Genomic DNA, 25,741 nt, shown 5'->3' with positions numbered 1-25,741 from the left:
CTTACGTCAGGCACTCAGCCGAAAACGTCAGCAAGTTCGAGGCCATGTTCGACCGCAGACGTTAAACGCCAAGCTCAGAGGGTGTAGCGATACACCGCCAGCTCGCGCCGGTCCTTCGCCTTCACGGAAAATCCGACGCACAATGCCGGCCGTCCGCCGGCCAGGCTGACCGCGATTCCCTCCGGCTCCCGGTAGGCCAGATCCGGTGCCACGGTCACCCGGTGACGCCCTTGCGCCGCACCGGTGCGGACGTCAATTGCCGAGACAAATGTATTTCCGCCGGACTTCCGCGGATTGTCCCCGTTCTGCCCGGTATACGGGTTGCCGGTCAGTACGTAGACGAAGTCCCCGTACAGCGCGCAGCCCTGGAACCACTCCTCTTCCTGGACCTGCACCCCGGCCTTGATGACCTGTGCGGGGTTGAAGCGCCCGGTCAGGAAATCCGCCATCCCGTACACCGAGAACCGGTGTACGCCCTCCTCCTCGTGGCTCACCAGGACCCGTTCGCCGGGCAGGTCGAGCGCGGGGGAGACATCGGTGGAACCGGGAACCGGATCGAAATGGCGGACGGAGTCGTCGGAACTGTCGAGGACCGAACCGTCCTTGAACGGCACCCGGACCACCGTGCGGCCGTAGCCGCTCTCGGCGTCGGCCCTGCCCTCCACCCATATGTACGTGCGCTGGCCCGTCGGCTCGACGCCGCAGGAAATTCCGTGGCCGAAGCCGCGCAGATACATGTGCCCGAGCGTTTTCCCGGAACTGCTCAGCCGGGTCAGGCACATATCGCCGGAGGTCTTGCGGCCGCCCGCGTCGACCGCGTCCTCCTCGTCGTCGAGCCGGATGCCGGCCTGGACGGTCTGCAGGGTGTAGACCTGACCGTTCGTGTGGTCGAACGCGAACGACTGAGGACCCGTCGTATTGAACAGCGGAGTCGAAGCGAGCAGCTCTGCGCCGGTCCGCATGTCGAACTCACCGGCCACCGGCCGGGAACCGTCCTGCTGGCCGGCCCCGGCGCGCAGCGCCCAGGACAGACCGCTCGTGGTGAGGCCGGCGGCCACGGCGCCGCCCGCGAACAGAAGGGTCCGGCGGCTGAAAGGTGTCTTGCCATCCGCCATGGACCGTATTCTGCCAGCCCGGACGCGCGGGTTCCGAGCCGGGCCCCGCCCCGGGTCCCGCCTCGCCCCGCCCCGCAGAACGGCGGACGCCCGCCCCCACGAGGGGGACGGGCGTCCGCGGTGCTCACGCACCGCCCGGCGTACGGGCGTACGGGCCTCAGGCCGGGACGCTCGCCAGACCCGGGGCGAGGAACTTCTTGCCGTTCACGCGCTCCGAGACACCCTCGCGGTCCAGGTACGGCGTCACGCCGCCCAGGTGGAAGGGCCAGCCGGCGCCCGTGATGAGGCAGAGGTCGATGTCCTGGGCCTCGGCCACGACACCCTCCTCCAGCATCAGGCCGATCTCCTGCGCCACCGCGTCCAGGACGCGGTCGCGGACCTGCTCCTCGGTCAGGACGACGTCGCCCTGGACCAGGAGCGCGGCGACCTCGGGGTCCAGCTCCGGCTTGCCGGAATCGTAGACGTAGAAGCCGCGCTTGCCCGCCTTGACGACGGCAGCGAGGTTCGGGGACACGGTGAAGCGCTCCGGGAAGGCGCGGTTCAGGGTCTCCGAGACGTGCAGACCGATCGCCGGGCCCACGAGCTCCAGCAGCACCAGCGGGGACATCGGCAGGCCGAGCGGCTCGATGGCCTTCTCCGCCGTGACGACCGGGGTGCCCTCGTCGATGACGTTCTGGATCTCGCCCATGAAGCGGGTCAGGATGCGGTTCACGACGAACGCCGGGGCGTCCTTGGTGAGGACCGCGGTCTTCTTCAGCTTGCGCGCGACACCGAAGGCCGTGGCCAGCGAGGCGTCGTCGGTCTGCTCACCGCGGACGATCTCCAGCAGCGGGAGGATCGCGACCGGGTTGAAGAAGTGGAAGCCGACCACGCGCTCCGGGTGCCGGAGCTTGGAGGCCATCTCCGACACCGACAGCGAGGAGGTGTTGGTGGCGAGGATCGCGTGCGCCGGGGCGACCGCCTCGACCTCCGCGAACACCTTCTGCTTGACGGACATCTCCTCGAACACGGCCTCGATGATGAAGTCCGCGTCCGCGAAGCCCTCGGCCTTGTCCAGGACACCGGTCACCAGGGCGGTCAGGCGGTTGGCCTTGTCCTGGTTGATGCGGCCCTTGCCGAGCAGCTTCTGGATCTCGGCGTGGACGTAGCCCACACCCTTGTCCACGCGCTCCTGGTCGATGTCGGTGAGGACCACCGGCACCTCCAGGCGGCGCAGGAAGAGCAGCGCCAGCTGCGAGGCCATCAGGCCCGCGCCGACGACGCCGACCTTGGTGACCGGACGGGCCAGCGACTTGTCCGGGGCGCCGGCCGGGCGCTTGGCGCGCTTCTGGACCAGGTTGAAGGCGTAGATGCCCGAGCGCAGCTCGCCGCCCATGATGAGGTCCGCGAGCGCGGTGTCCTCGGCGTCGAAGCCGGCCTGGAGGTCGCCCGACTTGGCCGCGGCGATGATGTCCAGCGCGCGGTAGGCGGCCGGAGCGGCGCCGTGCACCTTGGAGTCCGCGATGAAGCGGCCCTTGGCGACGGCCGCGTCCCAGGCCTCGCCGCGGTCGATCTCGGCGCGGACGACCTCGGTGGTGCCGTTCAGGACGTTCGCGGTCCACAGGAGCGACTGCTCCAGGAAGTCCGCGCCCTCGAACAGCGCGTCCGCGATGCCCAGGTCGAAGACCTGCTTGCCGCGCAGCTGCTTGTTCTGGTTGAGCGAGTTCTCGATGATCACCGAGACCGCGCGCTCCGCGCCGATCAGGTTCGGCAGGATGGCGCAGCCGCCCCAGCCGGGAACCAGGCCGAGGAAGACCTCGGGCAGCGAGAAGGCCGGGATGGCCTTCGAGACGGTGCGGTAGCTGCAGTGCAGACCGACCTCGACGCCGCCGCCCATCGCCGCGCCGTTGTAGTAGGCGAAGGTCGGGACCGCGAGGGCCGACAGACGCTTGAAGACGTCGTGGCCGCCCTTGCCGATGGCGAGCGCCTCGTCGTGCTTCTTCAGCAGCTCGACACCCTTGAGGTCGGCGCCGACCGCGAAGATGAACGGCTTGCCGGTGATGCCCGCGCCGACGATGGAGCCCGCGAGGGCCTCCTGCTCGACCTGGTCGATCGCCGCGTTCAGGTTGGCCAGCGACTGCGGGCCGAAGGTGGTGGGCTTCGTGTGGTCGAAGCCGTTGTCCAGCGTGATGAGCGCGAAGCGCCCGGCGCCGAACGGCAGGTCCAGGTGGCGGACGTGCGCGGACGTGACGACCTCGTCCGGGAACAGCTCGGCCGCGCCCTTCAGGAGCTCAGCGGTGGTGCTCACTTGGAGTCTCCCTCGGCGTTGAAGTTCGGGTTCTCCCAGATGACCGTGGCGCCCATGCCGAAGCCGACGCACATGGTGGTCAGGCCGTAGCGGACGTGCGGCTGCTCCTCGAACTGGCGGGCCAGCTGCGTCATCAGGCGCACGCCGGAGGAGGCCAGCGGGTGGCCGAACGCGATGGCGCCGCCGTACTGGTTCACGCGGGCGTCGTCGTCGGCGATGCCGTAGTGCTCCAGGAAGGCGAGGACCTGGACCGCGAAGGCCTCGTTGACCTCGAACAGGCCTATGTCCTCGATGGACAGGCCGGCCTGGGCGAGGGCCTTCTCGGTGGCCGGGATCGGGCCGTAGCCCATGACCTCCGGCTCGACACCCGCGAAGGAGTACGAGACGAGGCGCATCTTGACCGGGAGGTTGTTCTCGCGGGCGAAGTCCTCGGACGCGATGATCGCGGCGGTGGCACCGTCGTTGAGACCGGCGGCGTTGCCCGCGGTGACCCGGCCGTGCGTACGGAACGGGGTCTTCAGGCCGGCCAGGTTCTCCAGCGTGGTGCCCGGGCGCATCGGCTCGTCGGTGGTGACCAGGCCCCAGCCCGTCTCACCGGCCGCCTCGTTGGTGTTGCGCACCGAGATCGGGACCAGGTCCTGCTGGATCTTGCCGTCGGCGTACGCCTTGGCGGCCTTCTCCTGCGAGCGCACGGCGTACTCGTCGGCGCGGAGCTTGGTGATCGTCGGGTACCGGTCGTGCAGGTTCTCGGCGGTCATGCCCATGAACAGGGCGGACTCGTCGACCAGCTTCTCGGAGACGAAGCGCGGGTTCGGGTCGACGCCCTCGCCCATGGGGTGGCGGCCCATGTGCTCGACACCGCCGGCGAGGGCGACGTCGTACGCACCGAAGGCCACGCCGCCCGCGACGGCGGTGACGGCGGTCAGCGCGCCGGCGCACATGCGGTCGATGGAGTAGCCCGGGACGGACTGCGGGAGGCCCGCGAGGATGCCGGCGGTACGGCCCAGCGTCAGGCCCTGGTCACCGATCTGCGTGGTCGCGGCGATGGCGACCTCGTCGATCTTCGCGGGGTCCAGGTCCGGGTTGCGGCGCAGCAGCTCCCGGATCGCCTTCACGACGAGGTCGTCGGCGCGGGTCCCGTTGTAGATGCCCTTCGGGCCCGCCTTGCCGAACGGGGTGCGGACGCCGTCGACGAAGACGACGTCCCTGACGGTACGAGGCACGTTGGCTCTCCTCCAGGTGCGGGTGTGCACTGCTGCGCGGGGGCGCGGTCGGCCGGTGGCTGAGCGCCCGCTCACCCGGTCATGCTACTTGCCGGTAACCGGCGTGCACACCCCCTCCGGGAGGAGCGGCGAACGTCACACCGCCGCGGGCGTCCGCGGCGGTGTGAGCGGGGGCTCCGCCCCGGACCCCCGCGCCTCAAACGCCGGCGGGGCTGGAAGCGGCGGGGGCGGGAGCCCTGGACATCGCCCTGGCCAGGGGGCCGGAGGAGCGGATCACGTCCGCGGTGAACCGGCGGCGCCGGACGCCGAGGTGGCGCAGCGCCGGCCCGTGGTCCGCGGCGACGACCACGGCCGTCCCCGCGAGCAGGGCCTGCCAGGCCAGGGTGGCGCCCCGGCGGGCCGGCGCCGGGAGGGGGGCCAGTGCCTCGCGCAGCCGCCGGCAGTGGAAGGGGACGTGCCGCTCCTCGTCCGCGAGGATCCGCCCCGCCACCTCGGCCGCCAGCGGATCGGGGGCCCCGTCCCGCACCGCCCGGTAGTACCGCAGGGCCACGGCCTCCGCCGTCATCAGCAGCAGCAGTTCCACCCGCAGCCCCCGCAGCCTGCGCAACCGTACGAACACCGCGTCGCTCCAGTGCCCGTCCAGGGTTCCGGCCCCGCCCGCCGCCAGCAGCAGCGCCAGCATCCGCGCGTGGTTGTGCTCCTCGGCCTCGAAGAGCCGTATCGCCTGCGCGTACACCGGGTCCCCGGCCCGGTCCGCCTTGCCCATCAGGGTCAACCCGTCCCCGTCCTCACCGACCTGGAAGCGCTGCAGGCTCCGTACGAGCGCCGGATCGAGCACGGCCCCCCGGTCCCAGTCGGGATCCCCGACCGCCGCGCGGCGCTCCCGCTCGGCCTCGAAGCCGCGTACCCATGCCTCGTACCCGCCGTCGTCTTTGATCACGTTCAAAAAGCTAGCGAGGTTTGAGCGTGTTCAAAAGCAGCTCCGGGTCCCTGTTGCGGAACCGGGACAGAAAGAGCCCCCGGCCGATGGGGCCGGGGGCTCTCTCGTGCGGGGGGCGTCAGGCGGTCGCGGCCAGGGCCGTGACCAGCGCCGGTGTCACCTGTTCGATCTGCCACGGACGGGCGCCGTGGACCGCGAGGGCCTGCGCCACCGCGTCCGCCTCGAGCCGCTGCGGCGGCTCCCAGCACAGCCGGCGGACCGTGTCCGGGGTGATCAGGTTCTCCTGGGGCAGGTTCAGCCCCTCCGCGAGCGCCGAGACGGCGGTCCGCGCCGCCGCCAGCCGCGCCGCGGCCGCCGGGTCCTTGTCCACCCACGAACGCGGCGGCGGCGGACCCGCCGGGGTCGCCCCCGGCTGCGGCAGCGCGCTCTCGGGCAGGGCCTTCGCCCGGTCGACGGCGGCCATCCACTGCTCCAGCTGGCGCCGGCCCATCCGCTGTCCGTACCCGGGCAGGGCCTGCAGCGCGTGCACGTTCGCCGGCAGTGCGAGCGCGGCCTCGACGATCGCGGCGTCGCCCAGCACCTTGCCGGGCGACACGTCACGCCGCTGCGCGATCCGGTCCCGGGACTCCCACAGCTCCCGTACGACGGCCATCTGCCGGCGCCGGCGCACCTTGTGCATGCCGGACGTACGGCGCCACGGATCCTTGCGCGGCGGCGCGGGCGGGGCGGCGGCGATGGCGTCGAACTCCTGCCGGGCCCATTCCAGCTTGCCCTGCCGGTCCAGTTCCTTCTCCAGCGCGTCCCGCAGGTCCACCAGCAGCTCCACGTCGAGCGCGGCGTAGCGCAGCCACGGCTCGGGGAGCGGACGGGTGGACCAGTCGACGGCGGAGTGGCCCTTCTCCAGCGCGTAGCCGAGCACGCTCTCGACCATCGCGCCCAGTCCGACCCGCGGGAAGCCGGCGAGGCGGCCGGCCAGCTCGGTGTCGAACAGGGAGGTGGGAACCATGCCTATTTCGCGCAGGCACGGCAGGTCCTGGGTGGCGGCGTGCAGGATCCACTCGGTACCGGACAGGGCCTCGCCCAGTGCGGACAGGTCGGGGCAGCCGACCGGGTCGATCAGCGCGGATCCTGCGCCCTCGCGGCGCAGCTGCACCAGATAGGCGCGCTGGCCGTAGCGGTATCCGGAGGCGCGCTCGGCGTCGACGGCCACGGGTCCGGTGCCCGCGGCGAAGGCCGCGACCACCCGGGCGAGTGCGTCCTCGTCGGCGACCACCGGAGGGATCCCCTCACGGGGCTCGAGCAACGGAATCGGCGCCTTTTCGACGTCGTCCGGGGGGCCGCCCCCGGTGGTGGTGCGCAGGTCTGCTGCGGTCTCTTGGGCGTCGGTCACCGCTCAAGGGTATCCGCGGATGCGGCGCGCCCGTCGCCGGAACGTTCCGTCGACGGGCGCGAGGTGGAGGCACGGGCGTTTCCCCGGCTTCCCCGAGAGTTTCCCCGGGAGCCGCCGGGCGGGTGTCAGTGGATGATCCCGGTCCGCAGGGCGACGGCGACCATCCCGGCCCGGTCACCGGTGCCCAGCTTGCGGGCGATGCGGGCGAGGTGGGACTTGACGGTCAGGGCGGACAGGCCCATCGAGACGCCGATGGCCTTGTTGGACTGGCCCTCCGCGACGAGGCGCAGGACCTCGACCTCGCGGCCGGAGAGCTCGCGGTAGCCGCCCGGGTGGCTCGGGGCACCCGGGGGGCGGCGGTGCATACGGGCGGCGGCAGCGCCGATGGGGGCGGCGCCGGGCCGGGTGGGGAGCCCGATGTTGGTCCGCGTGCCGGTGACGACGTAGCCCTTCACTCCGCCCGCGAGGGCGTTGCGTACGGCGCCGATGTCGTCGGCGGCGGACAGGGCCAGGCCGTTCGGCCAGCCGGCGGCCCGGGTCTCGGAGAGCAGGGTGAGACCGGAACCGTCGGGCAGGTGTACGTCGGCCACGCAGATGTCGCGCGGGCTGCCGACGCGGGGGCGGGCCTCCGCGATGGACGACGCCTCGATCACGTCACGGACTCCGAGGGCCCACAGATGGCGGGTCACGGTGGAACGCACGCGCGGGTCGGCCACGACGACCATGGCCGTCGGCTTGTTCGGGCGGTAGGCGACCAGGCTTGCGGGCTGCTCGAGAAGAACGGACACCTAGGCCTCCTGGGGGAGTGGCGGGACGGCCGGCTCGGGGAAGGAAGCCGGTGCGAACCGTGCGGATGGTCACTGACTCCTTCGGCACGTCACCCGCCCGGCTTTAGGGAATGATCACGATTTGGTGAGTAACAATTCGGGCAATTCGGACGCACGATCGATCATCGGGTGATCAGAAGCCCGCAACGCTTGCCCGCTTCCGACACCGCGCCTCCGGCGCTCGATCGGCCGTTCTACGGGGCGCGGTGTATTCGGACGACGAGCGGACCCGGGCGGCCGCCCGGGTGCCGCCGTACGGCGCCACGGCTACGGGTGGTGCGGACCGCGGCGCTGTGGCAGGGAGACCACACCCGTCCCCGAGTCCGTCGGCCCGACCGGCGGCAGCCCCGCGATCTGGCACAGCAGCTCGCACCACGCCGACAGGTGCGCCGAGGTGTCCGGCACCCCGCCCACGCCCTCGCGCGGCGTCCACGAGGCCCTGATCTCGATCTGCGTGGCCGGCCGCCGCTCGGCGAGTCCGCCGAAGTAGTGCGAGCTCGCCATGGTCACGGTCCCGCTCGCCTCCCCGTACGCCAGGCCGCGCGCCTCCAGCGCCCCCGTCAGCCAGGACCAGCACACCTCGGGGAGGAGCGGGTCGGCGGCCATCTCGGGCTCGAGCTCGGCGCGTACGAGCGTCACCAGCCGGAAGGTCCCGTGCCAGGCCTCGTGCCCGGACGGATCGTGGAGCAGGATGAGCCGGCCGTCGGCCAGATCGTCCTCGCCGTCCACGACCGCGGCCTCCAGGGCATAGGCGTGCGGGGCCAGGCGCTGGGGCGGTCTGGTGGGGTCGATCTCGATCCCCGGACGCAGGCGCGCCTTCTTCAAACCGTCGACCGCGCGTCGGAACGGGAGCGGGACGGAGCTCTCCTTCGCGCTGTCCACACCGTCAGCGCCATCTGAAAATCGTCCCTGAGCCGCAGCCATGCGGGGAAGACTAGGCGGAACGAGCGTCCGTGCGGCGCAGGGACACCCGCGCCGGGCCGGGCACTTCTTCATACGTGCGAAGATTTGGCGCGTGAGCGCCAACGACCTTCCCCTCACGCCAGGCTCCGCCGGCGCTGGGGAGACCCCATTCCAGGGCCAGCCGAGTCAGACGTACGATTCCGCCTTCCTGAAAGCGTGCCGGCGGGAGCCGGTGCCGCACACCCCGGTGTGGTTCATGCGGCAGGCCGGGCGCTCGCTCCCCGAGTACCGCAAGGTGCGCGAGGGGACCCAGATGCTGGAGTCGTGCATGCGGCCCGACCTGGTCACGGAGATCACGCTCCAGCCGGTCCGCCGCCACAACGTGGACGCGGCGATCTTCTTCTCCGACATCGTCGTCCCGCTCAAGGCCATCGGCGTCGACCTCGACATCAAGCCGGGCGTCGGCCCGGTCGTCGCCCAGCCGATCCGCCGCCGCGAGGACCTCGCACAGCTGCGCGACCTCACCCCGGAGGACGTCTCGTACGTCACCGAGGCGATCGGCATGCTCACGGGTGAACTGGGCGCCACGCCGTTGATCGGTTTCGCGGGTGCGCCATTCACCCTCGCGAGCTACCTGGTCGAGGGCGGCCCGTCGAAGAACCACGAGCACACCAAGGCCCTGATGTACGGCGACCCGGAGCTCTGGGCCGACCTGCTGGACCGCCTCGCGGAGATCACCTCCGCCTTCCTGAAGGTCCAGATCGAGGCCGGCGCCTCCGCGGTGCAGCTCTTCGACTCCTGGGTCGGCGCGCTGGCCCCGGCGGACTACCGCCGCTCGGTGATGCCGGCGTCGGCGAAGGTCTTGCAGTCCGTCGCCTCGTACGGAGTTCCGCGCATCCACTTCGGCGTGGGCACGGGCGAGCTGCTCGGCCTGATGGGCGAGGCCGGCGCGGACGTCGTGGGCGTCGACTACCGCGTCGCGCTCGACGAGGCCGCCCGCCGCGTCGGCCCCGGCAAGGCGCTCCAGGGCAACCTGGACCCGGCGGTGCTCTTCTCCACCGAGGAGGCCGTACGGACGAAGACCGACGAGGTCCTCGCGGCGGCGGCGGGCCTGGAGGGCCACGTCTTCAACCTGGGCCACGGTGTCCTCCCGACGACCCCCCCGGACGCCCTGACCCGCCTGGTGGACTACGTCCACACCCGGACGGCCCGCTGATCCGGACCGCCTCGACAAGATCGCGAACGTCGGTACCGTGCCCTGCATGACATGGCACGGACCGACGTTTCGCATATCCGACGGAGCACACATCGCCGGGGCCTGGTGCCTCGTGTGGCGCAGGTACGACCGGGCCGACGAGCTCCACCCCGAGCACCTCTTCGTCTACGCGGACGGCCGGATCACCCTCGGCCGGTTCGAGTCGACCGACCTGGCCGGGCTGGGGAAGCTGCTGGCCTCCGGGAAGATCGCACTGGACCGGCCGGCCGCGCGCGAGCGGCCCGCCGATCCGTCGAAGTGGAAGTCCCGCAGTCCGCAGCGGCGGACCGACGAGAGCTTCCTCGCGGAGGTCGCCGGCGAGGTCGCACGGCTGGCGGGCCGGCCCACGGCCGCCGACCTCCTCCGGGAGGCCGTCCGCGGCTACCAGCGGGAGACGAGCGAGGCCAACCGGATCCTGCTCCGGGACGCCTACCTCGCCGTTCCCGCCCACCTGCGGGTCTACGTCCTGGGTGACATGGACCGCCAGGACCGGCCGCTGCGGATCCTCACCACGGACATCGGGCACGCCGTCGACGGGGACGGGCCGGTCGTCACGGAAGAGATGCACCAGGGTGCGCGTGACTACTTCGCCGAAGGGGACGCAGCCGTCGAGCGGGCCGAGGAGCGGCAGGCCGTCCGGTACGCCGACGAACCCACCGGAGTCCCGCAGCCGCCGGTCGTCCTCCACGAGGTCGTGCACCCGAACGGCCGGCCCGCCGAACTCGGCGCCTTCGTCCTGCGCAACGACTACGAGGCCCCCGTCAGGTACGGGGGCCGGACCTACCCCACCGTGCTCCACGGGTACTGGGCCCTCTCCGCGGCCGAACCCGCCGACCACGACCGGATCCGCGCCTGCGCGACGGCCCGCGAGGTGCAGGAAACGGGCGGACGCGCGGCGCGGCGTACGGACTGGCCGGCCGTGCGGCTCGCGGTCATGGCCGGGCTCCTGCGGGCCAAGTTCGACCAGCACCCCCGGCTCGCCGAGATCCTGCTCGCCACGGGGGAGGCGGGCATCCACTACACCGGCTTCTCCGAAGCCCCCTTCTGGCGCGAGGACGGCCCCCGCGGCGGCCACAACTGGACCGGCCGCCTGCTGGAGCTGATCCGGTCCGAACTGCGCGCCGCAGGCGTGGACTTCGACGACCCTCTCTAGGGCTTCAGGAGGCCGCCCGCACCGCCGAGACGGCCTTGCGGGCGGCCACCAGGACGGGGTCCCAGACCGGGGAGAAGGGCGGGGCGTAGCCCAGGTCCAGGGAGACGACCTGGTCCACCGTCATACCGGCCGTCAAGGCCACCGCCGCGATGTCCACCCGCTTCGCGGAGCCCGCGCCGCCGACGATCTGGACACCGAGCAGGCGGCCCGTGCGCCGTTCCGCCAGCATCTTGACCGTCATGTCCGCGGCCGTCGGGTAGTAGCCCGCCGTCGTCGTCGAGCTGATCGTCGCCGTGACGAACCGCAGGCCCGCGGCCAGGGCGTCCTTCTCGCGCAGCCCCGTACGGGCGATCTCCAGGTCGCAGACCTTGCTCACCGCCGTGCCCACCACCCCCGGGAAGGTGGCGTAGCCGCCGCCCACGCCCGAACCGATCACCTGGCCGTGCTTGTTGGCGTGCGTGCCCAGCGGGATGTGCCGCATCCGGCCCGCCACCAGGTCCAGGACCTCCACGCAGTCGCCGCCCGACCAGATGTTCTCGTGGCCCCGGACCCGCATCGAAAGGTCCGTCAGGATGCCGCCGGACTCGCCCAGCGGCAGCCCCGCCGCGCGGGCCAGCGCCGTACGGGGCTCCACGCCGATGCCGAGCACCACCACGTCCGCCGGGTACTCGTCCCCCGCCGCCGTGGCCACCGCGCGGACCGCGCCCTGGTCGTCCGTGAGGATCTTCGTGACCTCCGCCCCGGACACCGTGCGGATCCCCATCCGGTTCATCGCCGCGTGCACGAGAGCGCCCATGTCCGGGTCCAGGGTCGCCATCGGCTGCTGCCCGCGGTGCAGGACCGTGACCTCGTACCCCCGCGCGACCAGCGCCTCCGCCATCTCCACGCCGATGTAGCCCGCGCCGACGACGACCGCCCTGCGGCCCTGCGTACCCTCCGTCCGCTCCGGGCCCTCGAGGAGTTCCAGAGAAGCCATCAGGCGCTGGCCGTCGTCCAGGGTCTGGACGCCGTGCACCCCGTGCGCGCCGATCCCGGGCAGCCGGGGCCGGACGGGCCGGGCGCCCGTGGCCAGGACGAGCTTGTCGTAGCCCGTCCAGGCCTCGGAGCCGGACTCCAGATCGCGGGTACGGACCCGGCCCCCGGGGAGGTCGAGCTCCACCACCTCCGTGCGCATGCGCAGGTCGATGTCCCGGGCGCGGTGTTCCTCGGGCGTACGGGCGATCAGGTCGTCCCGGCCGGGGACCCGGCCGCCGATCCAGTACGGGATCCCGCACGCCGAGTACGAGGTGAAGTGCCCCCGCTCGAAGGCCGTGATCTCCAGCTCCGCCGGGCCCTTCAGCCGCCGGGCCTGTGACGCGGCGGACATCCCCGCCGCGTCACCGCCGACCACCACCAGTCGTTCCGTCGCCATCGTCCGCCCCGTCCTCCGCACCGCGTCTCGTACCGAACACGCTACGGCCGAATGCGTGTTCAGTCCGGCACGTCGGTCTTTTCCGTCGGGTCCGCGGTCCGCGCCCCCGGTACGGCAGGGACCTTCGCCGGCGGCAGGCCCGTCTTCGGCTTCGCCGGGCGCAGCCGCCGGTACGCGCGGAGGCACAGCAGCACCAGCGCGGCCGTCACCGCGAACGGCAGCACCGCGGCGACCGCCAGGGCCAGGTACCGCACGATCGTCGTGAAGACGTTCCAACCGCCGTGCAGGGCGGCCGTGAAGGAGGGCTCCTCGTCCTTCTTCTCCGCCGGCTTCGGGGCCGGCTCCGAGACCTCCACCGTGATCGTGCCCATCGAGGTCTGGTCCTTCAGCGCCGTCTGCTGCGCGAGCAGCGACTCCAGGTCCGACTGGCGCTTGCTCAGCTCGCTCTCCAGCATCACCACGTCACCGAGCGCCGTGGCCTTGTCCATCATGTCCCGCACCCGGGCCACGCTCGCCTGCTGCGACTTGACCCGGCTGTCGACGTCCGCGACCTTCTCCGTCACGTCCTGCGCCTCGACCTTGCGGCTGCGCAGCTTGCCGCTGCCCTCCATCGCGCCGAGCACCGCGTCGAAGCGGTCGCCCGGCACGCGCAGGGTCAGCGTCGAGGTCATCCGCCCGTCCTCGCCGCGTTTCGTGGACTCGTTGCCCACGTACCCGCCCGCGGCCTCCGCCGCCGTACGGGCCGCGGCCAGGGCCTTCTGCGCGTCCGCCGTCTCGAGGGCGAGCGTGGCCGTACGGATGACGTGCGGGCGTACGGCGGCCGGCTGCTGCCCGTTCTTGGCCGCATCGGAGCCCGAGGTCCCGGCGGCCGCCGGGGGAGCCGCCGCGGCCGCACCCGGCTTGCCCTGGGCCGCGCCCTCCGGGGCGCCGACCGCGGCCTTGTCGGCCGACGCCCGGCCGGCGGTGTCCTGGTCGGCGCCGCAGCCGGTGAGCGCGAGCGCTCCGGCCAGGGACAGGGCGGCCAGGGTGGCCGCGCCGCGGTGTCTCACAGCGGCGCCTTGGTTGCTGCGGATGGTGCGCATCGGTGGTACCCCCCGAGGATCGGCTGACGTCGCCGGTGTGACGTACAGGGTCCCGTCGCGGGTTTCGCTCCGGCGGTCCCGAGCCGATCCCGATGCGGTCACGGTCCGGCCTCGGTGATCGGCCCGTGAACGGTCTGAGACGATGTGTCCATGCACGAAGCGGACATGCGTACGGACGGCGCGGCAGGCGCAGCGGGCGCGGCGGCCCCGTCCCGCCACGCCGTCGTCATCGGCGGTGGCATCGCCGGCCTCGCCGCGGCCCACCGGCTGCTCGCCGACGGCGTGCGCGTCACGCTCCTCGAGGCCGGGCCGCGGCTCGGCGGCAAGCTGCTCGCGGGCGAGCTCGCCGGCGCCCCCGTCGACCTCGGCGCCGAGTCCGTGCTCGCCCGCCGCCCCGAGGCCCTGGAGCTGGCCCGGGCCGTGGGGCTCGGCGAGGCCCTCCAGCCGCCCGCCACCGCCACCGCCCACCTGTGGACCCGCGGCGCGCTGCGGCCCATGCCGCGCGGCCATGTCATGGGCGTCCCCGGCGACCTGGCACCGCTCGCCGCCTCCGGAGTGCTCTCCGCCGAGGGCCTGGCCCGGATCGAGGCCGAACGCGAGCTGCCGCCCACCGAGATCGGCGAGGACGTGGCCGTCGGCGAGTACGTCGCCGCCCGCCTCGGCCACGAGGTCGTCGACCGCCTGGTGGAGCCCCTCCTCGGCGGGGTCTACGCCGGCAACGCCTACCGCATCTCCATGCGCGCCGCCGTCCCGCAGCTCTTCGAGGCCGCCCGTACGCACGCCTCGCTGGGCGACGGCGTACGCGAACTCCAGCACCGGGCGGCCGCGCAGCAGCCCGAGCAGGCCGGGCGGCCCGTCTTCTGCGGCATCGACGGCGGCATCGGACGCCTCCCGCAGGCCGTGGCCGAGGCATGCCGGGCGGCGGGGGCCCGGATCAGCACCGGCTGCGCCGTGCGCGAGGTCCAGCGCAGCGCCGGCGGCTGGAGGGTCGTCACCGACGCGGAGGTGATCGACACCGACGCCGTGGTCCTGGCCGTCCCGGCCGGGCCCGCCGCCCGGCTGCTGGACGGGCTCGCTCCGGCCGCGGCCGCCGAGCTGCGGACCGTCGAGTACGCCTCCATGGCCCTGGTGACGATGGCCTTCCGGCGCTCCGAGCTGCCCGCCGCGATCACCGAGGGCGGCGCCAGCGGATTCCTCGTACCGCCCGTCGACGGCCGGACGATCAAGGCCTCCACCTTCTCCAGCAACAAGTGGGCCTGGGCGGGCGCCGACCCCGGGCTCTTCCTGCTGCGCACCTCGGTCGGCCGGTACGGCGACGAGGGCGACCTGGGGCGCGAGGACTCCGAGCTGGTCGACGTCTCGCTGCGCGACCTCGGCGATGCCGTGGGCCTGGCGGCCCGGCCGCTCGCCTCCACCGTCACCCGCTGGGACGGCGGCCTGCCCCAGTACCCGGTCGGCCACCTCGCCCGCGTGGCCCGGATCCGCGGCGCCGTCGCGGCCCTGCCCGGCCTCGCCGTGTGCGGCGCGCTGTACGACGGCGTGGGCATCCCGGCGTGCATCGCGAGCGCCGGCAAGGCCGCCGACGTGGTGATGGCCACGTTGGGCACCCCTGGCACCGACCACTGATCAGCACACGGGACAATGGACACATGACTGCACCAGAGAAGATTCCCAACGCGGGGAAGAAGGCGAAGGACCTCAACGAGGTCATCCGCTACACCCTGTGGTCCGTCTTCAAGCTGAAGGACGTCCTGCCCGAAGACCGCAGCGGCTACGCCGACGAGGTCCAGGAGCTGTTCGACCAGCTGGCCGCCAAGGACATCACCGTCCGCGGCACCTATGACGTCTCCGGCCTGCGCGCCGACGCGGACATCATGATCTGGTGGCACGCCGAGACCTCGGACGAGCTGCAGACCGCGTACAACCTGTTCCGCCGCACCAAGCTCGGCCGCGCGCTGGAGCCGGTGTGGTCGAACATGGCCCTGCACCGCCCGGCCGAGTTCAACAAGTCGCACATCCCGGCCTTCCTGGCCGACGAGGTCGCGCGCGACTACGTCAGCGTCTACCCGTTCGTGCGCTCGTACGACTGGTACCTGCTGCCCGACGAGGACCGCCGCCGCATGCTCGCGGACCACGGCAAGATGGCCCGCGGCTACCCCGACGTGCGCGCCAACACCGTCGCGTCCTTCTCGCTGGGCGACTACGAGTGGATGCTGGCCTTCGAGGCCGACGAGCTGTACCGCATCGTCGACCTCATGCGTCACCTGCGTGCCTCCGAGGCCCGTATGCACGTCCGTGAAGAAGTGCCCTTCTACACCGGACGCCGCAAGTCCGTCGCCGATCTGGTGGCCGGGCTCGCCTGATACCTCCCCTGGGGGGAAGGAACCGGAGTACTGCTCTCTTGACTGGGGAGCGGCCTCCGGTGGATCGGGAGGCTGGTCCGGATGACGGCCTGACCCCCGAAACGACGCAGCCGGAGATCCCGCCCGGAAGTTCAGACGACTGGCGGCAGCAGAGCCCTGGGTACCTTCCCGGGGGTTCGTGCTGCCCGGTCGTCCAGCGACACCGGTGCGGGCTCCGGATGCGGCGCACACGTGACACGCCATCCTGAGGTGTCACCCGTCAGCAAGTACCGCTCCACGTGACGGTCCACGCAGTCATTGCGTCCGCCGACCACTCCGTGGGAGCCGGCCCCCTCCTCCGTGACCAGCGCGGCTCCGCTGCCGAGCCGCCTCTGCAGCTCCAGCGCACCCGCGTACGGGGTGGCCCCGTCCCGCTCCGCCGCGACGATGAGCGTGCGGGGGACCACCGCCGGCCGCGCGCCCACGGCCACCGGCTGTTGCCGCTCGCCGACCGGCCAGTACGCGCACGGCAGGTTCAGGAAGGCGTTGGCCCAGGTCTCGAAGGGCGCCCGGCGCGCCAGTTCCGTGTTGTCGCGGTCCCAGGTCTCCCACTTCGCGGGCCAGGCGGCGTCGTTGCACATCACCGCCGTGTACACCGCCCGCGCGTTCTCGCGCGCGGCCGCCGACTCCGGGTCCGGGCGTGCCTGTTCGGCCAGCGGGCCCGGATCACCGGCCAGGAAGGCACTGAGCGCGGCCGCCCGCTCCGGCCACACGTCGTCGTAGTACGCGGCCTGCAGGAAGGCGGCCTGGAGCTCGCCGGTCCCGACCGTCTTGCCCGCCGGGGTGCGCGCCACCGCCTCCCGTACGCGCTCGTAGCTCGCCTGCACGGCCGCCGGGGTGGCGCCGAGCCGGTACGTGGCGTGGTGACGGGCCGCCCAGGCGCGGAAGTCGTACCAGCGGCGCTCGAACCCCGGTGCCTGCTCGAGGTTGTCGAGGTACCAGATGCGGCGCGGGTCGGGGTCGACCGCGGAGTCGAGGACCATCCGGCGGACCCGGCCGGGGTGGAGGGAGGCGTAGACGGCGCCCAGGTAGGTGCCGTACGAGGCGCCCATGAAGGTCAGCTTCTCCTCGCCGAGCGCGGCGCGCAGCACGTGCAGGTCGCGGACGTTGTCGAGGGTCGAGTAGTACGGCAGGGCCGCGCCGGCCCGCAGCGCGCAGCCGCGGGCGTAGGCCCGGGCGGCGGCGACGCGCTGCTGCTTGTACGCGGCCGAGGGCTCCGCCGGGACCTGGGTGGGGCCCTTCGCATGGACGGCGGGGTCCTCGCAGGACAGCGGGGCGGAGCGGCCGACGCCGCGCGGGGCATAGCCGACGAGGTCGTAGGCGGCGCCGATGCGCTCCCACTCGGGGAGGTCGCCGAGCAGCGGGAAGAACATCCCGGAGGCGCCGGGGCCGCCGGGGTTGTAGACGAGCGCCCCTTGGCGCCGGGCGCCGCCGTGGCCGGTGGCGGCGATCCGGCTGACGGTGAGGGAGATCTGCGGCCCGTCGGGCCGGGCGTAGTCGAGCGGAACCGGCAGGTCGGCGCACTCCACGGTGGAGGGCAGCTCCTCGACGGAGGCGCACGGCCGGAAGCGGAGCCCGGGGGCCCCGGGGGCGTGGGCGGCGCGGTGGGCGACGAGTTCGGCGCCGGCGTTCGCGGCGGCCGTCCTCGCGGTGGAGCCGGCGCCTGCGGCGGCTGCCCTCGCCGCGGGGCCGGTGGCGTCCGGTCGGGGGAGGGTCGCGCGGGCGGGTGGGGACGGGGTGCACAGGGAGAGGGCGAGCACCGCCGCGGCGACTCCGCAGCGGGCGAGCGGAGTCTGCATCATGGGCCGCCTTCATCTCTTCGGATGAGCTGATGAGATGCGCTGGACGGGGCCCTGTACAGGATCACCGCCGGGTGTCGGCCGCATTCCCCCCGTTGCCCGGGCCAATGCCGCCCGTAGGGCGGGGTCCGCGAGCACGCGGACCCCGCGCAGCGCCACCGCCGGTCAGGAGCTGCTGCCGCAGCTCGAACCGGACGAACTGCTGCAACTCGAACTGCTGGAACAGCTGGAGCTGCTGGAACAACTGGAGCTGCTGCTGCTCGCGCAGCTGCTGCCCGACGAGGACCCGCAGCCCGAGCCGGAGGAACAGCTCGACCCCGACCCCGAGGAGCCGCAACCGGATCCCGAGGACCCGCAGCCGGACCCGGTGGACCCGCAGCCGGACCCGGAGCCTCCCCCGCCGTCGCTGCTGCCCGCGCACCAAACGACGGGCAGGACCGCGGCGGAAGACCCGCAGGAGTCCGACGAGGACGAGGAGGAGGACGAGGAGGAGGACGAGCCGAGGCGCGCGGAGCGCGACTGCGCGGCCGCCAGCCTGGTGCTGCGCGCGGCCGGTACCAACTGCTCCCGCAGGTGCGGGTCCCGCAGGCCGCGCAGCCCGTTCAGGGCGGTCTGCACGTGCGGGGTCCGGTCGTTCAGGTACTGCGTGCGCATCTCGCGCAGCGCCGCCCGCCCCGCCGGGGTGAGCCGCTGCCCGGCCCGGGCGGCGAGGACGCAGCCCAAGACGATCCCGCCCACCAGCGCCGGGAACACCTTGAAGGCGAACGGCACGTGCGAGCCGGACTCGAGCGCCATCGCCACGAACGTGAGGGGCAGCGAAAGCACCACCCACACCGTGCACACCACCACCTGGATCACCGCCCAGCGCCGCCACTTCGCCCCCGAGCCGGGAGCGGCGAGCAGCCCGCGGGCGGCCAGCGCGTCGCCGGTCTCCTGGACGGCGGGGTCGACCATGGCGGCGTACCGCACCTGGTAGAGCCAGCCGGACGGGGCCCGGCGAAGGGCCTCGAGCACGGCCCGCTCGGCGGTGTCGTGGGCCCGCGCCCCGGGGCGTACCTGGACGATCCCGGGACCGCCGACCACCAGCCGGCCGTCCCCGAGCATCGAGACGAGCGCGCAGTCCACGACCGTGCCGGGGCCGCCGGCCATGAACGCGGCCTCGGACAGGTCGTGCAGGCGCGGGGCCGGACCGGCCGACGGCGGGCGGGAGCGCCGGAGGCCGAGGAGCAGCAGCACGGTGGAGACGACGACGGCGATCCAGATCGCGACGGCGAGTACGTTCATGCCGCACGCCCCACGAGGGTCCGGGCCCAGCGCACGATCCGGCGCGGCGGCCGCGCCCCGACCCGGTCCCGCCACCAGGAGGTGAGCCGGCGCCGGGCCGCGGGGTCGGCGGGCAGGTCCTGGATCAGCAGGTGCTCGGCGAAGTCGAGGGCGTCCCGCCGGTATCCGGCGGTCATGGGCCGGTTGCGGGCGTACACGAGGAAGGCCTCGCGGTACGGGTCCTCACCGCCCAGGATCCCGGGCAGCTCGGGTGCGAGCTTCGCGACGACCCCGGCCCGCTTGGCGGCCAGCGCCCGCGCCTGCACCCGTACGCGCTGCCGGTCGAACCCCTCCGGCACGGGCGTCCCGGCGACGAGCGCCGACAACAGCGCAGCCTGCTCCACCCCGACCCTCACCCGGGCCCGCTCCGGCCCGGCCGGCGTGCGAGGCGCGGGGTCCGGGGCGGAGCCCAGCGCGGGGGCTCCTCCCGGACGGAGTCCGGGGGAGGCGGAAGGGCGGGCGGGGGACAGCCCCGCAGGGCCCACCACCCCCCGGATCGCGGCCAGTTCCCCGGCCAGCTCCGCCTCGGCCGGAAAGTCGTCGTCCCGCTCCAGCAGCACCCCCGCCGGCTCCACCCGCTTGCGCAGCTCCGCCAGGATGTCCAGCACCACGGCCGGCACCGGATGCGCATGCGTGTCGTGCCACACCCCGCCCCGCTCCACGCCCCCGGCGACGTGCACGTACGCGAGCGCCTCCAGCGGGATCGCGTCCAGCACGGCGAACGGGTCCTCGCCCCGGTTCACCCGGTTCGTGTGCAGGTTGGCGACGTCGATCAGCAGCCGGACCCCCGTCCGCTCCACCAGCTCCGTCAGGAACTGCCCCTCCGTCAGCTCCTCCCCGGGCCACGAGATCAGCGCGGCGATGTTCTCCAGCGCCAGCGGCACCGGCAGCGCGTCCTGCGCGATCCGGACGTTCTCGCACAGCACGTCCAGTGCGTCCCGCGTCCGCTGCACGGGCAGCAGGTGCCCAGCCTCCAGCGCCGGCGAGGCCGCCCGTACGAACGCGATGTGCTCGGTGACGAGCGGCGCCCCCAGCGCCACCGCCCGCTCCCCGAGCGCGGCCAGCTTCTCCGCGTCGGGCCGCTCGGCGCCGCCGAGGCCCAGCGAGACCCCGTGCGGCACGACGCGCACGCCCCGCTCGCGCAGCCGCAGCAGGGATGCGGGCAGGTGGCCGGGGCAGATGTTCTCGGCCACCACCTCGACCCAGTCCAGGCCCGGCAGCCGTTCCACCGCGTCAGCGATCTCCGGCCGCCATCCGATGCCCACCCCCAGGTGCGCCATGGTCTTCATGTCCCCTCGCCCCCTCTCATCGGTCGTGTGCCGATGTCATGGCCCCGACGGAGTCAGGCCAACCGCGGACGGGGACGTTCAGAGCAACATTTGAGGTTCCGCGTCAGCGCGAAACTCCGCCGGCGAGCCGGGCCCGCAGGGCCGGATGGTCGGCGACCACCGTCGCCGAACCGGGTGCGATCTCCGTGAACCCGGCGTCCCGGACGACCGGGAGCCCGCTCCCGCTCAGCTCCGCCCACCGCTCGCGCGCCGCCGTCCGTACGGCCAGCCGGAAACCGGAGTCCTGCCAGGCGGTGCGCTCGGGGCCGGTCAGCTCCCACCACGCCAGCTGAGCCGCGTGCCCGGCCTGGGCCATCGCCTTGCCGGCGGACATCTCCAGGTCCGGGTTGAGCCACAGCACCGCAATCCCCGGGGCGGCCGGAGCGGCCGGCTCCGGGTCGTCGAGATCGGTCCCCGAGACCTGGAGCTTCGCGAGCTCCTTGGGCCAGCCGTCCAACGGCACCGGCGGGAAGACCCGTACCTCCGACATGTCACCGTGCACCGTGACGCCGGGCAGGGTGCCGGCCTTGCGCCACTCCGCCCCGCGCGCCCGCCGCACCACCTTCCGGATCCGCGCGTCCTGCCAGTCCCGGACCGCCTCGGCCCACTCGCCCTCGCCGTGCGCCCGCTCGTCCGTCAGCAGGACCAGCACGGCCCGGGCCGCCGTCTCCAGCGCGTCCGTCCGGGCGGGCGGTTCGGCCTTCTCGATCCGTACGACCAGCGGCAGCACGAACTGCGGTGCCTCGTCGCGGGCGACGTGCTCCTGCCGAAGCGGGCTGTCCGCCCCGACGGCAGGTACGTCTGAAGTGTGGTTCCGGTGCTGGCTGCTCATCCCGCCAAGGATGCCAGGCTCCCCCTTCAGGATGATGCCGAGGGGTGCTCGGGCGGGTGAGGATCGAGCGCATGAAGAGCGATCTTTTTGCGTCCGAGAACCTGGCCCAGCCGGCCGCTGCTCCGGGCATGACCCTGCAGAACGCCAAGTCCGTGAAGTACACCGTCAACGGTGAAATGCTGGCCCGTCAGGGCTCGATGGTCGCGTTCCGGGGGAACCTCCAGTTCGAGCGCAAGGGCCAGGGCATAGGCGGCATGCTCAAGCGCGCCGTCACCGGCGAGGGCCTCGCGCTGATGTCCGTACGCGGGCAGGGCGAGGCCTGGTTCGCGCACCGGGCCGAACAGTGCTTCATCATCGACTTCGAGCCCGGTGACTCGCTGACCATCAACGGCCGCAACGTGCTCTGCTTCGACCCCACGCTCGCGTACGAGATAAAGATGGTGAAGGGCGCCGGCATGACCGGCGGCGGCCTCTTCAACAGCCTCTTCACCGGCACCGGCAAGCTCGCCGTCGTCTGCGACGGCCACCCGATCATCATCCCGGTCACGGCGCAGAACCCGGTGTACGTGGACACCGACGCGGTCGTCGGCTGGAGCGCCCAGCTCGAGACGGGCCTGCACCGCTCCCAGTCGGTCGGCTCGATGATCCGCGGCGGCTCCGGCGAGGCCGTCCAGCTGATGCTGCGCGGCGAGGGCTTCGTCATCGTCCGCCCCAGCGAGGTGACCGAGACGGCGGCGTCCCACTGAAGCTGACCGGTGTGGGCCGCCGCTACGGGCTGCGGCGGCCCTGGGTGCTGCGCGGGGTCGCCCTGGAGCTGCCGCCCGGGGCCCTCGTCCGGATCGAAGGCCCCAACGGCGGCGGCAAGTCCACCCTGCTGCGCATCGTCGCCGGGATCGACACCCCGTCCGAGGGGCGGATCACCGGCCGGCCAAGCCGTACGGCGTACGTCCCCGAGCGTTTCCCGGCGGCGCTGCCGCTCACCGCGGCGGCCTACCTGACCCACATGGGCCGGGTGCACGGGCTGGCACGCGGCGAGGCGGCGGACCGGGCCGCCGAGTGGCTGGAGCGGTTCGGGGCGGCCGGGTACGCGCACACCCCGCTGGCCGAACTCTCCAAGGGCAGCAGCCAGAAGGTGGCCGTCGCGCAGGCTCTGCTCGCCGAGCCCGGGCTGCTCGTCCTCGACGAGGCCTGGACAGGGCTGGACGTGCCCGCCCGCGCCGAGCTGGACCGGGCCGTCGCAGAGCGGACCGCCGCCGGGGGCACGGTGGTCTTCGTCGACCACGATCCGGCGCGGCTCGCCGGATCGGCCGATGCGCACCACCGGGTCGAGGGGGCCGCGCTGGTCCCCGTACGGGAGCCTGCCGATGCGGGGCCGTACGTGCGGATCGAGGCCGCCGGGCCACCCGGCGCCGAGCCGCCCGCGGGCCTGGCCGCCGCGCCCGCGCCCGCGCCCGGCGGGGGCCTGCTGCTGACGGTGCCCGCCGCCCGTTCCGACGCCGTGCTGCGCGAACTGCTCACCGCGCCCGCGCCCTGGCACATCAGAGCCGTGGAGGAACTGCCGTGACCGGCCTGCTGCGCTACCAGTGCGCGCTGCTGCTGCGCTCCCAGCGCTGGATCGGCCCGCTGGTCGTGTACGCGGCCTTCCTGGCCGCCGGGGTCCGCCCGGGCGACCCGCTGCTGGACTCGCTGGGCTTCGCGGCCGCCGGACTGGTGCCGTTGACGGTCTGGCTGGTCCGGGTCTGCGTGACCAACGAGCCCGACGCCGCCCGCGACTGCGCGGCCGCGGCGGCCGGTCCCGTACGGGTGCACGCGGCGGCCCTGCTCGTCGCGCTGGGCGGGGCGCTGCTCGCCGGGGCCTTGGGCACGGTGGTGGTGCTGCTGATCGGCAACCCCGGACGCAAGGTGGAGCCGCAGGACGCCGCCCTGGCCGGGGCGCTGGCGGTCCTCGCGTGCGCGCTGACCGGGGCGGCCGTGGGGGCGTTGTGCAGCCGGCCGCTGCTGCGGTCGACGGGGCTCGCGGTCCTGGCGGGCGGCCTGGGCTCGCTGCTGGCGTGGGGCATCGCCGGCTCCCCGGCGCGCAGCGCGGTGACCGCGCTGGTGGAGGGTTCCCGGGTGGAGGCCGTGACGCTGCCGCTGGCGGCCTTCGCGGGATCGCTGGTGCTGGCCTGCGGGGCGGGTGCGGTGGCCTGCCTCGTCAGCGCGCGGCGGGGCTGAGTACGCTCGGGGGCATGGACGAAGTGGACGCGCCGACCGGGGCCGAGTCGTACTGCCCAGCCCCGGCGGCGCCCGTGGGGCGAGTGGCCGGGCCGCCGTACGCCGACTGCGTGGAGTGCGGCAAGCCCACCGAGTACGGGGTCGCGACCCCGGGCCGGGTGCTGTGCCCGGTGTGCGAGTGGCAGGACGCGCAGCGCACCGCCTGCTCCGGCTGAGGCCAGGCCCGGGGCGGCCTACTTGCCGATGAGCTCGGACACCTTCACGAAGCGGTAGCCGCGCTTGCGCAGCTCCGGGACGATCTTCTGGACGGCCTCCTCGGTGACGGGGGCGGCGCTGCGCGTGCAGTGCATGACCACCACCGAGCCGGGCTTCACCCCGGTGAGGACCTGCTCGGCCACCGCGTCCGGGTCCTTGGCGAAGGCGTCCCCGCTGACCACGTCCCACTGGACGGCCGTGACCTTGGCCGTGGAGATGGCGCGCAGCGCCTGGTCGTTGTAGCAGCCGCCGGGGAAGCGGAAGTACGGGACCGTGTTGACCGCGCCGGCCGTACGGAACGCGGCGAAGGCCCGGTCCACGTCGGCGCGGGCGGCGGCCGCGTCGAGCGCCGGGAGCCCGTAGCAGGGAGAGGTGAAGGCGTGGTGGCTGTACGAGTGGTTCGCGATCTCGAAGTTCGGGTCGGTGCCGATGGCCTTGGCCTGGTCCGGGTACTCCTCGGCCCAGCGGCCGGTCATGAAGATCGTCGAGGGCACCTTGAGCGTGCGCAGGGTCGAGATCAGCTGGGGGTTGTCGAAGTGCTCCCCGCCCGCGGCGCGCGGCCCCTGGTCGGAGGTCATGTCGGCGTCGAAGGTCAGCGCGACGGTCTTGTCGGTCTGCTGCTTCGCCCGCTCGAAGACCGGGGTCAGGCCGTTCGGGCCGGGCGCCAGGGTCGGGGCCTTGGCGGGCGGCGGGGCGGCGGCCGGGGAGGAGCCGGCGGCCTGCGGCGCGCCGGCCGAGGAGGCGGAGGACGGCGACGCGGAGGGCCCGGGGGTGCCCATACGGGCGGCCTGGTGGCCGGAACCGGAACCGGATGCGGAGCTGCCGCTGCCGCCTCCGCATCCGGCGAGGGCGCTGCAGAGAGCGGCACTGAGGGCGGCCGCGACCGCCACATTGCGCACAGAAAGGGTCACGGACGCAAAATATATGACCATCTGCCAAGCAGACCGCAGCGGCGCGGGCGCGGGCATACGAATCGCCCGACCGTGTGACGGGCGTCAGGTCTCCAGCAGCCGCTTGCGGCACTCCGCCACGTCGAAACCGGCCGCGGGATAGCGCGGATCCAGCTCCTCCAGATGCTCCAGCAGCAGCTTGCTGACCGCCCAGTTGCGGTACCACTTCCGGTCCGCGGGGACCACGTACCAGGGCGCGGCGTCGCTGGAGCAGCGCTCCAGGGCCAGCTCGTACGCGTGCCGGTACTCGGGCCACAGGCCGCGGTCGTCGATGTCGGCCGGGCTGAACTTCCAGTGCTTGTCGGGGTTGTCGAGCCGCCCCAGCAGCCGCTCGCGCTGCTCCTCGTGGCTGATGTGGAGGAAGACCTTCACCAGGGTGACGCCGTCGTCCGCGAGGGACTGCTCGAACCGGTTGATCTGGGCGTAGCGGCGGTTCAGCTGACTGCGCGACACCAGCTCGCGGACGCGGGCGACGAGGACGTCCTCGTAGTGCGAGCGGTCGAAGATGCCGATCTCGCCCGGCACGGGGAGGGCCTTCCTGATGCGCCAGAGGAAGGGGTGTGCGTGCTCCTCCGGCGTGGGCGCCTTGAAGGCCCTGATCCGGCAGCCGGAGGGGTTGAACAGGCCGATCACGTGCTTGACCGTGCCGCCCTTGCCGCTGGTGTCCATGCCCTGGAGGACGAGCAGGACCCGGCGGCGGTCGCCGGCGGTGCTCGCCGCGTACAGCCGTTCCTGCAGGGCGGCGAGCGGCCCGGCCAGCTGCGCGGTGGCGGCGAGGCCTGCGGCCTTGCCGGCCGGCCCGCCGGGGGTCGCGGCGGGATCGAAGGCGCCGAGGTCGATGCTCCCCCGGCTACCGCCGGGAGGTACCCCCACACCTGCCGGGGCGCGCAGCAGGGGACGCAGCGGGGCGTCCGGGGCGGGCGGCTCGGCCCGCCCGGCCCGCTTCGGGGCCTTGCCGCCCTTCTCGTCCTTGCCCTTCTTGTCCTTCTTTTCCTTCGCGTCCTTCTTCTTGGTCTTCTCGGCCACCGTCACCTACCCCGATCCGGTCGATT

General features: G+C 73.4%; 23 protein-coding genes. 8 read left to right on the top strand and 15 right to left on the bottom strand.

Annotated elements, in window-relative coordinates; translation table 11 throughout:
- Positions 1–74: 74 nt before the first annotated feature.
- The 7 genes from OG299_RS10650 to OG299_RS10620 all read right to left on the bottom strand — a co-directional run bounded on the left by OG299_RS10650 (position 75) and on the right by OG299_RS10620 (position 8,706).
- On the bottom strand, positions 75–1,115 hold the full coding sequence (locus OG299_RS10650) for a phage baseplate protein (protein WP_327361346.1): 1,041 nt from the start codon (positions 1,113–1,115) through the stop codon (positions 75–77).
- Between the two features lie 157 nt (positions 1,116–1,272).
- Complete coding sequence (locus OG299_RS10645; RefSeq protein ID WP_266634211.1) at positions 1,273–3,402, bottom strand: 3-hydroxyacyl-CoA dehydrogenase NAD-binding domain-containing protein; 2,130 nt, start codon at positions 3,400–3,402, stop codon at positions 1,273–1,275.
- Complete coding sequence (locus tag OG299_RS10640; protein ID WP_266634213.1) at positions 3,399–4,625, bottom strand: thiolase family protein; 1,227 nt, start codon at positions 4,623–4,625, stop codon at positions 3,399–3,401. The genes OG299_RS10645 and OG299_RS10640 overlap by 4 nt, the downstream gene beginning before the upstream one ends.
- Before the next feature lie 196 nt (positions 4,626–4,821).
- Entirely contained in the window at positions 4,822–5,571 is a 750-nt protein-coding gene (locus OG299_RS10635) for a ferritin-like domain-containing protein (protein ID WP_327361345.1), read from the bottom strand.
- A 112-nt stretch (positions 5,572–5,683) separates the two neighbouring features.
- Complete coding sequence (locus OG299_RS10630) at positions 5,684–6,955, bottom strand: HRDC domain-containing protein (protein WP_327361344.1); 1,272 nt, start codon at positions 6,953–6,955, stop codon at positions 5,684–5,686.
- 125 nt (positions 6,956–7,080) lie between these two features.
- Positions 7,081–7,743, bottom strand: a complete 663-nt coding sequence (locus OG299_RS10625; RefSeq protein ID WP_007267191.1) for a helix-turn-helix transcriptional regulator — start codon at positions 7,741–7,743, stop codon at positions 7,081–7,083.
- Positions 7,744–8,049: 306 nt separating this feature from the next.
- The gene (locus OG299_RS10620) at positions 8,050–8,706 is read right to left on the bottom strand and encodes a DUF3000 domain-containing protein (RefSeq protein ID WP_266634219.1); all 657 of its coding nucleotides are present in this window, start codon (positions 8,704–8,706) and stop codon (positions 8,050–8,052) included.
- A 187-nt stretch (positions 8,707–8,893) separates the two neighbouring features.
- Between OG299_RS10620 and hemE the strand changes: the two genes are divergently transcribed.
- Together hemE and OG299_RS10610 are read left to right on the top strand one after the other, a co-directional pair.
- Positions 8,894–9,901 carry a uroporphyrinogen decarboxylase gene (gene hemE, locus OG299_RS10615; RefSeq protein ID WP_266635826.1) on the top strand — a complete coding sequence of 336 codons (1,008 nt, stop codon included), beginning with the start codon at positions 8,894–8,896 and terminating at the stop codon, positions 9,899–9,901.
- A gap of 46 nt (positions 9,902–9,947) precedes the next feature.
- Positions 9,948–11,093 carry an NADAR family protein gene (locus OG299_RS10610; RefSeq protein WP_327361343.1) on the top strand — a complete coding sequence of 382 codons (1,146 nt, stop codon included), beginning with the start codon at positions 9,948–9,950 and terminating at the stop codon, positions 11,091–11,093.
- Positions 11,094–11,097: 4 nt separating this feature from the next.
- Here OG299_RS10610 and OG299_RS10605 read toward each other — a convergent pair whose 3' ends face one another.
- Both OG299_RS10605 and OG299_RS10600 read right to left on the bottom strand, forming a co-directional pair.
- Positions 11,098–12,504, bottom strand: a complete 1,407-nt coding sequence (locus tag OG299_RS10605) for an FAD-dependent oxidoreductase (protein ID WP_266634221.1) — start codon at positions 12,502–12,504, stop codon at positions 11,098–11,100.
- Between the two features lie 59 nt (positions 12,505–12,563).
- Positions 12,564–13,553, bottom strand: a complete 990-nt coding sequence (locus tag OG299_RS10600) for a DUF4349 domain-containing protein (RefSeq protein ID WP_327361342.1) — start codon at positions 13,551–13,553, stop codon at positions 12,564–12,566.
- A gap of 198 nt (positions 13,554–13,751) precedes the next feature.
- On the opposite strand from OG299_RS10600, the gene hemG reads away from it, so the two are divergent.
- Positions 13,752–15,212 (top strand): protoporphyrinogen oxidase, encoded by a 1,461-nt coding sequence (gene hemG, locus OG299_RS10595; protein ID WP_327364499.1) that lies wholly within the window; start codon positions 13,752–13,754, stop codon positions 15,210–15,212.
- A gap of 23 nt (positions 15,213–15,235) precedes the next feature.
- Entirely contained in the window at positions 15,236–15,949 is a 714-nt protein-coding gene (hemQ, locus tag OG299_RS10590) for a hydrogen peroxide-dependent heme synthase (protein WP_266634223.1), read from the top strand.
- Between the two features lie 131 nt (positions 15,950–16,080).
- Here the strand turns inward: hemQ and OG299_RS10585 are convergent, their stop codons facing one another.
- From OG299_RS10585 to OG299_RS10570, 4 genes are all read right to left on the bottom strand, one after another.
- Entirely contained in the window at positions 16,081–17,790 is a 1,710-nt protein-coding gene (locus OG299_RS10585; protein ID WP_327361341.1) for an alpha/beta hydrolase, read from the bottom strand.
- Positions 17,791–17,952: 162 nt separating this feature from the next.
- A complete protein-coding gene (locus OG299_RS10580; protein ID WP_327361340.1) occupies positions 17,953–19,071 on the bottom strand; it encodes a TIGR04222 domain-containing membrane protein in 1,119 nt (372 codons plus the stop codon).
- Positions 19,068–20,399, bottom strand: a complete 1,332-nt coding sequence (locus OG299_RS10575) for an MbnB/TglH/ChrH family RiPP precursor modification enzyme (protein ID WP_442817503.1) — start codon at positions 20,397–20,399, stop codon at positions 19,068–19,070. The genes OG299_RS10580 and OG299_RS10575 overlap by 4 nt, the downstream gene beginning before the upstream one ends.
- Before the next feature lie 103 nt (positions 20,400–20,502).
- Positions 20,503–21,270, bottom strand: a complete 768-nt coding sequence (locus OG299_RS10570) for an aminoacyl-tRNA hydrolase (RefSeq protein WP_266634227.1) — start codon at positions 21,268–21,270, stop codon at positions 20,503–20,505.
- A 71-nt stretch (positions 21,271–21,341) separates the two neighbouring features.
- On the opposite strand from OG299_RS10570, the gene OG299_RS10565 reads away from it, so the two are divergent.
- From OG299_RS10565 to OG299_RS10550, 4 genes are read left to right on the top strand one after another with little or no spacing between them, the layout of a single operon-like run.
- The gene (locus OG299_RS10565) at positions 21,342–22,016 is read left to right on the top strand and encodes an AIM24 family protein (protein WP_266634229.1); all 675 of its coding nucleotides are present in this window, start codon (positions 21,342–21,344) and stop codon (positions 22,014–22,016) included.
- On the top strand, positions 22,013–22,834 hold the full coding sequence (locus OG299_RS10560) for an ATP-binding cassette domain-containing protein (protein WP_327364497.1): 822 nt from the start codon (positions 22,013–22,015) through the stop codon (positions 22,832–22,834). The genes OG299_RS10565 and OG299_RS10560 overlap by 4 nt, the downstream gene beginning before the upstream one ends.
- On the top strand, positions 22,831–23,484 hold the full coding sequence (locus OG299_RS10555) for an ABC transporter (protein ID WP_266634231.1): 654 nt from the start codon (positions 22,831–22,833) through the stop codon (positions 23,482–23,484). Before OG299_RS10560 ends, OG299_RS10555 begins: the two co-directional genes overlap by 4 nt.
- Positions 23,485–23,498: 14 nt before the next feature.
- Positions 23,499–23,699 (top strand): hypothetical protein, encoded by a 201-nt coding sequence (locus tag OG299_RS10550; RefSeq protein ID WP_266634233.1) that lies wholly within the window; start codon positions 23,499–23,501, stop codon positions 23,697–23,699.
- 18 nt (positions 23,700–23,717) lie between these two features.
- Here OG299_RS10550 and OG299_RS10545 read toward each other — a convergent pair whose 3' ends face one another.
- Together OG299_RS10545 and OG299_RS10540 are read right to left on the bottom strand one after the other, a co-directional pair.
- Entirely contained in the window at positions 23,718–24,650 is a 933-nt protein-coding gene (locus OG299_RS10545) for a polysaccharide deacetylase family protein (RefSeq protein ID WP_266634235.1), read from the bottom strand.
- Positions 24,651–24,734: 84 nt separating this feature from the next.
- Positions 24,735–25,715: a PPK2 family polyphosphate kinase gene (locus OG299_RS10540; protein WP_442817502.1), complete on the bottom strand. Its 981-nt coding sequence runs from the start codon at positions 25,713–25,715 to the stop codon at positions 24,735–24,737.
- Positions 25,716–25,741 lie beyond the last annotated feature (26 nt).

Origin of the sequence: Streptomyces sp. NBC_01296 (genome assembly GCF_035984415.1) — a bacterium.
Lineage (GTDB): Bacteria > Actinomycetota > Actinomycetes > Streptomycetales > Streptomycetaceae > Streptomyces.
Note: the sequence above shows the minus strand (reverse complement) of the source record. Positions and strands in the feature narration are given on the sequence as shown.